8 protein-coding genes are annotated in these 7,109 nt (G+C 73.1%); 4 read left to right on the top strand and 4 right to left on the bottom strand.

Going from position 1 to position 7,109, the window contains the following annotated elements; translation table 11 throughout:
• The coding region (locus tag ACWD6P_RS27670; RefSeq protein WP_451446877.1) for a Crp/Fnr family transcriptional regulator at window positions 1-631 on the top strand (631 nt) is incomplete at its 5' end.
• A 137-nt stretch (window positions 632-768) separates the two neighbouring features.
• Window positions 769-1,584, top strand: a complete 816-nt coding sequence (locus ACWD6P_RS27665) for a nucleotidyltransferase (RefSeq protein ID WP_451446876.1) — start codon at window positions 769-771, stop codon at window positions 1,582-1,584.
• 56 nt (window positions 1,585-1,640) lie between these two features.
• On the opposite strand, the gene ACWD6P_RS27660 is transcribed toward ACWD6P_RS27665, so the two are convergent.
• The 4 genes from ACWD6P_RS27660 to ACWD6P_RS27645 form a co-directional block, all read right to left on the bottom strand.
• Window positions 1,641-2,477, bottom strand: a complete 837-nt coding sequence (locus ACWD6P_RS27660; protein ID WP_451446875.1) for an MBL fold metallo-hydrolase — start codon at window positions 2,475-2,477, stop codon at window positions 1,641-1,643.
• A complete protein-coding gene (locus ACWD6P_RS27655; RefSeq protein ID WP_451446874.1) occupies window positions 2,474-3,421 on the bottom strand; it encodes an NUDIX hydrolase in 948 nt (315 codons plus the stop codon). The genes ACWD6P_RS27660 and ACWD6P_RS27655 overlap by 4 nt, the downstream gene beginning before the upstream one ends.
• Window positions 3,422-3,625: 204 nt before the next feature.
• The gene (locus ACWD6P_RS27650; protein WP_451446873.1) at window positions 3,626-4,090 is read right to left on the bottom strand and encodes a RidA family protein; all 465 of its coding nucleotides are present in this window, start codon (window positions 4,088-4,090) and stop codon (window positions 3,626-3,628) included.
• Window positions 4,087-4,248 (bottom strand): DUF4177 domain-containing protein, encoded by a 162-nt coding sequence (locus ACWD6P_RS27645; protein ID WP_003975360.1) that lies wholly within the window; start codon window positions 4,246-4,248, stop codon window positions 4,087-4,089. The genes ACWD6P_RS27650 and ACWD6P_RS27645 overlap by 4 nt, the downstream gene beginning before the upstream one ends.
• A gap of 209 nt (window positions 4,249-4,457) precedes the next feature.
• On the opposite strand from ACWD6P_RS27645, the gene ACWD6P_RS27640 reads away from it, so the two are divergent.
• A complete protein-coding gene (locus ACWD6P_RS27640) occupies window positions 4,458-5,519 on the top strand; it encodes an ArsA-related P-loop ATPase (RefSeq protein WP_451446872.1) in 1,062 nt (353 codons plus the stop codon).
• On the top strand, window positions 5,516-6,889 hold the full coding sequence (locus ACWD6P_RS27635) for an ArsA family ATPase (RefSeq protein WP_451446871.1): 1,374 nt from the start codon (window positions 5,516-5,518) through the stop codon (window positions 6,887-6,889). The genes ACWD6P_RS27640 and ACWD6P_RS27635 overlap by 4 nt, the downstream gene beginning before the upstream one ends.
• Window positions 6,890-7,109: the final 220 nt, after the last annotated feature.

Here is a 7,109-nt window from a genome sequence, read left to right as displayed (position 1 = left end):
TGACGAGCAGGCGGCCGAGCTGCGCGCCTCTATGGGAGAGGTCACGCTCGCCCGCGGCGACGCCCTGTTCCACGAAGGGGACCCCGGCGACCGCCTCTACGTGGTCACCGAGGGCAAGGTGAAGCTGCACCGCACCTCCCCCGACGGCCGGGAGAACATGCTCGCCGTCCTCGGCCCCGGCGAGCTGATCGGTGAGCTCTCGCTCTTCGACCCGGGTCCGCGTACGGCCACCGCCTCCGCCCTGACCGAGGTCAAGCTGCTCGGCCTGGGCCACGGCGACCTCCAGCCCTGGCTCAACGCCCGCCCCGAGGTGGCCACGGCCCTGCTGCGGGCGGTCGCCCGCCGGCTGCGCAAGACCAACGACCAGATGTCCGACCTGGTCTTCTCGGACGTGCCGGGCCGTGTGGCGCGCGCCCTGCTCGACCTGTCGCGCCGCTTCGGCGTGCAGTCCGAGGAAGGCATCCACGTCGTCCACGACCTGACGCAGGAAGAGCTGGCCCAGCTGGTCGGCGCCTCCCGCGAGACGGTCAACAAGGCGCTCGCGGACTTCGCGGGCCGCGGCTGGCTGCGCCTGGAGGCGCGCGCCGTGATCCTGCTGGACGTCGAGCGGCTGGCCAAGCGCTCGCGCTGAGCACTCCCCGCAGACGGCTTCGCAAGGGCCCCGCTCCGGCGGGGCCCTTCGCCGTTGCCGCGCGGTTACCGTCTCGCGGCTATTGCCTCGCGGTTACTGCCTCGCGCCGCTGCCCGCCTCGTCGCCATAGTGGCGCCATGATCTACGGCAGCGGTACGGGCCTGGACGAGGACGGCCACTTCGTACGGGAGGGGTCCCTGGACCGTGTCTCCGCGCCCTTCGCCCCCGTCGTGGCAGAGCTCGGCACCCGGCTCACCGGCCACTTCGGCCCCGGCCGTCTGCACAGCAGCTACCTCTACGGCAGCATCCCGCGCGGCACCGCCGTCCCCGGTGTCTCCGACCTCGACGCGCTGATCGCCCTACGGGACGAGCCGACCGGGGCCGACCGTGCCGCCGCCCGCGCCATCGAGGACGGGCTGGACGCCTCCTTCCGGCAGATCGACGGCGCGGGACTCCTGCTGTTCGGCGTGGACCGGCTGCTGAGCGAGCTGGAGCGCTACGACCTGGGGTGGTTCGTGGCGTGTCTGTGTACGCCCCTGAGCGGTCCGGATCTCGCCGCCCGGCTGCCCCGCTACCGCCCCACCTCGCTCCTCGCCCGCGAGACCAACGGCGATCTCTTGCGCAGCCTGCCCGGTCTGCGCGCGAAGGCGGCGGCGGCCACTACGGAAGCCGAGCGCACCCAGCTGACCCGGGGCGTGGCACGCCGGCTCGTACGCACCGGATTCACACTGGTCATGCCGCGCTGGGGCGGCTGGACCAGTGATCTCGCCCAGTCCGCCGAGGTGTTCGGCCGCTACTACCCGGCGCATGCCGAGCAGATGCGCGCCGCGGCACGCGCCGCCCGGGCGCCCGCCGCGTACCCGAAGCTGCCGGACGAGCTGCTGGAAGGCCTCGCCCCCTGGCTGGCCGACGAGTACCTCGCCGTCCACGGGGCGAAGGCGCCCCGCCCGTAGACCCGCTGACGAACCCTCGCGGCGGGACCGGACCGGCTCCCGGGCCCGGCCGGCGCTCAGCCCTCGATCAGCCCGTGCTCGCCCAGGTAGTCCAGCTGTGCCCGCACCGAGAGCTCGGCGGCCGGCCACAGGGACCGGTCGACGTCGGCATAGACGTTCGCGACGACGTCGGCGGGGTTGCGATGGCCGGCCTCGACCGCGGTCTCCACCTGGGCGAGCCGGTGGGCACGGTGCGCCAGATAGAACTCCACCGCTCCCTGGGCGTCGTTCAGGACCGGCCCGTGGCCCGGCAGGACCGTCGAGACGCCGTCGTCCACCGTGAGGGAGCGCAGCCGGCGCAGCGAGTCCAGATAGTCGCCCAGCCGGCCGTCGGGGTGCGCCACCACGGTCGTACCGCGCCCGAGGATCGTGTCGCCGGTCAGCACGGCGCGGTCGGCCGGGAGATGGAAGGAGAGCGAGTCGGCGGTGTGCCCCGGTGTGGGCACCACGCGCAGTTCGAGCCCCCCGGTGGTGATGACGTCGCCCGCTTCGAGGCCCTCGTCCCCCAGGCGCAGCGCCGGGTCCAGCGCCCGTACGGCCGAGCCGGTCAGCTCGGCGAACCGGGCGGCCCCGTCGGCGTGGTCCGGGTGACCGTGGGTCAGCAGGGTCAGCGCGATGCGCTTGCCGGCCCGCTCGGCGGTGTCGATGACGGCCCGCAGGTGGCCCTCGTCGAGCGGCCCGGGGTCGATGACGACGGCGAGATCGGAGTCCGGCTCGGCGACGATCCAGGTATTGGTGCCGTCCAGGGTCATCGCCGACGGGTTCGGGGCGAGCACGCAGTGGGCGCGGGCGGTGGCCGGCCCGGAGATCACTCCGCCACGGGGCTGGCCCGGGAGCGCGGCTGCATCGGTCATGCGGGGGTCCCTCCCATAGGGCCGGTGGCTCCTGAGGATCCGCCGGAATCGCCGTCCCCGGGGGCGCCGCCCTCGGCACCCGTCGGCGCGATGTGCTTGGTGAACTCGTCGTGGCCCGGCCAGCTCAGCTCGATCTCGCCGCCCACCAGGCGCGCGCGGGCCAGTACCGGTGTCAGGTCCTGGGCCTCCGCGGCGGCCAGCGCGTCCGCGGCGGTGGCGTACGGCTGGAGCCCGCGCAGCGTCGCGATCGTCGGCGGCATCATCAGCAGCTCGCCGCGGTCGTAGCCGGCGGCCGCGTCCTCGGGCCGGATCCACACCGTGCGGTCCGCTTCGGTGGACGTGTTGCGGGTGCGCTGGCCTTCGGGCAGCGCGGCGACGAAGAACCAGGTGTCGTAGCGCCGTGGCTCGAACTCCGGGGTGATCCAGCGGGCCCAGGCGCCCAGCAGGTCGGAGCGCAGGACCAGGCCGCGACGCCCCAGGAAGTCGGCGAAGGACAGCTCATGGGCGACCAGGGCCGCGCGGTCGGCCTCCCAGTCCTCGCCCGTGGTGTCCGCGACGACCGTGTCGGCCGAGGCACCGGCGAGCAGGACGCCCGACTCCTCGAAGGTCTCGCGCACGGCTGCGCAGACGACGGCCTGCGCACTGGCCGGATCGACGCCCATACGGACCGCCCACTGGGCGCGCGAGGGACCGGCCCAGGCCACCGGACGCTCGTCACGGGGGTCGACGGAGCCGCCGGGGTAGGCGTATGCGCCTCCGGCGAAGGCCATGGAGGTGCGTCTGCGCAGCATGTGGACGGCGGGGCCGCCGGATTCCGAGTCCCGCAGCAGCAGGACGGTGGCGGCCCGCCGGGGCTCGGCAGGGGTCAGCTCGCCGTGCGCGAGGGCCCGGATGCGGTCCGGCCACTCCGGCGGGTACCACTGGCCATTGGTCGTGGACGACATGGCCGGATGCTATGCGCTCGTGCGCGGATGTTCGAGGGCTGCTTTCACGCCGGGCGTGCTCCGCCGCCGCCAGGGCGTACCGGGACGCGGGGCGCCGTTCGTCCGGTGAAGGCGCTGGGCCGCCCCCCACCCCCGAACCCACCCCCCGCCCCCTCCCCCGAAGGGGGAGGAGGGGGAGGGGCCGGGGGCACAGGCGCGGAAGGCCTACTCGGCGACCTCGACCTGGATCTCGACCTCGACCGGCGCGTCGAGCGGCAGCACCGCCACGCCCACCGCTGACCGGGCGTGCACGCCCTTGTCGCCGAGGATCTCGCCCAGCAGCTCACTGGCGCCGTTGAGGACGCCCGGCTGCCCGGTGAAGTCCGGCGCGGAGGCCACGAAGCCGACGACCTTGACGACCCGCTGGATCTTGTCGAGGTCGCCGATGACGGACTTCACGGCGGCCAGCGCGTTGAGCGCACACGTAGCCGCGAGTTCCTTGGCCTGCTCCGCGCTGACCTCGGCACCGACCTTGCCGGTGGCCGGCAGCGCGCCGTCCACCATCGGCAGCTGGCCGGACGTGAAGACGTACGAGCCGGAGCGCACCGCGGGCTGGTACGTGGCCAGCGGCGGCACGACCTGCGGCAGCTTCAGCCCGAGCGCCGCGATCTTGTCCTCGGCCGTGCTCACGCCTGCTTCTCCCGCTTCAGGTAGGCCACCAACTGCTCGGGGTTGTTCGGGCCCGGCACGACCTGGACCAGCTCCCAGCCGTCCTCGCCCCAGGTGTCCAGAATCTGCTTCGTCGCGTGCACGAGCAGCGGCACGGTCGCGTATTCCCACTTGGTCATGGGCCGAGCGTAATGCCTGTCCACCACCGCGGCGGACGCCGTCCGCCACGGCCCGCCCGTGCCCGCCCGGCACGGCGCCCGACCAGGCCCGCGCCCGCCCCCTACGGAACAACCCTGACCGGACCCGGACGCAACGTGGGCAAGATCTCCGGGGCTTCCCGGGCGTATCCCGTGCGTAGCCGCGACGTGGACTGGTTAGGCTCCTTGGCGTGAGCAGGCTCCATGTCGTCAGCGGCAAGGGCGGCACCGGCAAGACCACGGTCGCCGCTGCCCTCGCCCTCGCCCTGGCCACCGAGGGGCGTCGTACCCTCCTGGTCGAGGTCGAGGGCCGGCAGGGCATTGCCCAGCTGTTCGAGACCGAGGCGCTTCCGTACGAGGAGCGCAAGATCGCCGTCGGACCGACGTCCGAAGGCGCATCGCAATGGGGGTCCCCCCGGACGGAGTCTGGGGGAGATTCCGCTCGGGGCGGTGGCGGGCGACGGGCGGGCGGCGAGGTCCATGCCCTCGCCATCGATGCCGAACGCGCCCTGCTGGACTACCTCCAGATGTTCTACAAGCTCGGCAGCGCGGGCCGGGCGCTGAAGAAGCTCGGCGCGATCGACTTCGCGACGACCATCGCGCCGGGCCTGCGGGACGTCCTGCTGACCGGCAAGGCGTGCGAGGCGGTCCGCCGTAAGGACAGGAGCGGCAGGTTCGTCTACGACGCGGTCGTGATGGACGCCCCGCCGACCGGCCGCATCACCCGGTTCCTGAACGTCAACGACGAGGTCGCCGGCCTTGCGAAGATCGGCCCGATCCACAATCAGGCGCAGGCCGTGATGCGGGTCCTCAAGTCGCCCGAGACCGCGGTGCATCTGGTGACGCTGCTGGAGGAGATGCCGGTCCAGGAGACCGCGGACGGTGTCGCGGAGCTGCGCGCCGCGGGCATCCCCGTCGGCGGCATCGTCATCAACATGACCCGCCCGGCCCTCCTGGACAACGGCGACCTCGACGTCATCGCCGCCCGCGGGGCCCGTACGGGCGTCGCCAAGGCGCTCTCCCAGGCCGGCCTGGGCGGGGCCCGCCGCGGCGGCCTGGCGGACCGGCTGATCGACCCCCTGCTGGAGCAGGCGCGGGAGCACGCCGAGCGGGTCGAGCTGGAGCGCGCCGAGCATGCCGAGCTGACCGCAATCGGCCTGCCCACCTACGAGTTGGAGCTGCTCCCCGAGGGAGTGGACCTCGCCGGGCTCTACCAACTGGCGAGAGAGCTGCGGAAACAGGGGCCGATATGACCTCGGACGACACGACGCTGGACGCCTCGGCCCCGTGCCTGGAGGTCGATGCGCTGATCGACGACCCTGGCACCCGCATCGTGGTGTGCTGCGGCTCGGGCGGCGTCGGCAAGACCACCACCGCCGCGGCGCTGGGCGTACGGGCCGCCGAGCGCGGCCGCAAGGTCGTCGTGCTGACCATCGACCCGGCCAGGCGGCTGGCGCAGTCGATGGGCATCTCCGAGCTCGACAACGTCCCGCGCCGGGTGAAGGGCGTCGACGAGACCGCGGGCGGCGAACTGCACGCGATGATGCTGGACATGAAGCGCACCTTCGACGAGATCGTCGAGGGCCATGCGGACGCCGACCGCGCCCGCGCCATCCTGGAGAACCCCTTCTACCAGTCCCTGTCGGCCGGTTTCGCGGGCACGCAGGAGTACATGGCCATGGAGAAGCTCGGCCAGCTCCGTGCGAGCGACGAGTGGGATCTGATCGTCGTCGACACGCCGCCGAGCCGCTCTGCCCTGGACTTCCTGGACGCGCCCAAGCGCCTCGGCTCCTTCCTGGACGGCAAGTTCATCCGGGTGCTGATGGCGCCGGCGAAGGTCGGCGGCCGGGCCGGCATGAAGTTCCTCAATGTCGGCATGTCGATGATGACCGGCACGCTCAGCAAGCTCATGGGCGGTCAACTGCTGCGCGATGTGCAGACGTTCGTGGCCGCCATGGACACCATGTTCGGCGGCTTCCGCACCCGCGCGGACGCCACCTACCGCCTGCTGCAGGCGCCCGGTACGGCGTTCCTCGTGGTGGCCGCGCCGGAGCGGGACGCGCTGCGCGAGGCGGCGTACTTCGTCGAGCGGCTGGCCGCCGAACAGATGCCGCTGGCCGGCCTCGTGCTGAACCGGGTGCACGGCAGCGGCGCCGCCCAACTGAGCGCCGAGCGCGCCCTGGCAGCCGCGGAGGCCCTGACGGACGGGCTGGCGGAGGACGAGGCCGAGGACGACCCCCCGGCGGACCACGCCGAAAATAATCTTGAAGCAACCGGCATTGTGGATCTCGACGGCGGGAAGGCTGGATCACGTACCGCCGGCGGCCTCTCCCCCGCTGCCGCGGCGGAGCATGAGGCACCCACTTCGGCCTCGGCGGCGCAACTGGCCGCCGGGCTGCTACGACTGCACGCGGAACGTATGCAGGTCCTCGCGCGCGAACGGCGCACGCGTGACCGCTTCACCGCGCTGCACCCCGAGGTCCCGGTGACGGAGGTCGCCGCGCTGCCCGGCGATGTCCATGACCTCGCGGGCCTGCGCGCGATCGGCGACCGCCTGGCACTGAACGGCACGGAAGCCGGCGCGGAGACCAGCAGGGACATCGACGCCGCCCCCGACGCCTGAGCCGTACGGCCCGCCGGCGGCACCGGCTCGCCACATACGCCGCATACGCGTCGATCAGCGCAGGCCTCTACCGCCTCTGCCGAGACGGGGACCGCTACAGGGACCGCCCTGCCGACGCGCGAGGCGGAGTGCCCAACATCCAGGCACGCCAAGATCACTTGATGGCGCACCGCCCTTGACGACGCCCGTGACGACGGGCGCATGGCCAACCGAGCCCTCG

It is taken from the genome of Streptomyces sp. NPDC002446, from assembly GCF_053595675.1.
This window is presented reverse-complemented; position numbering and strand designations above follow the sequence as displayed.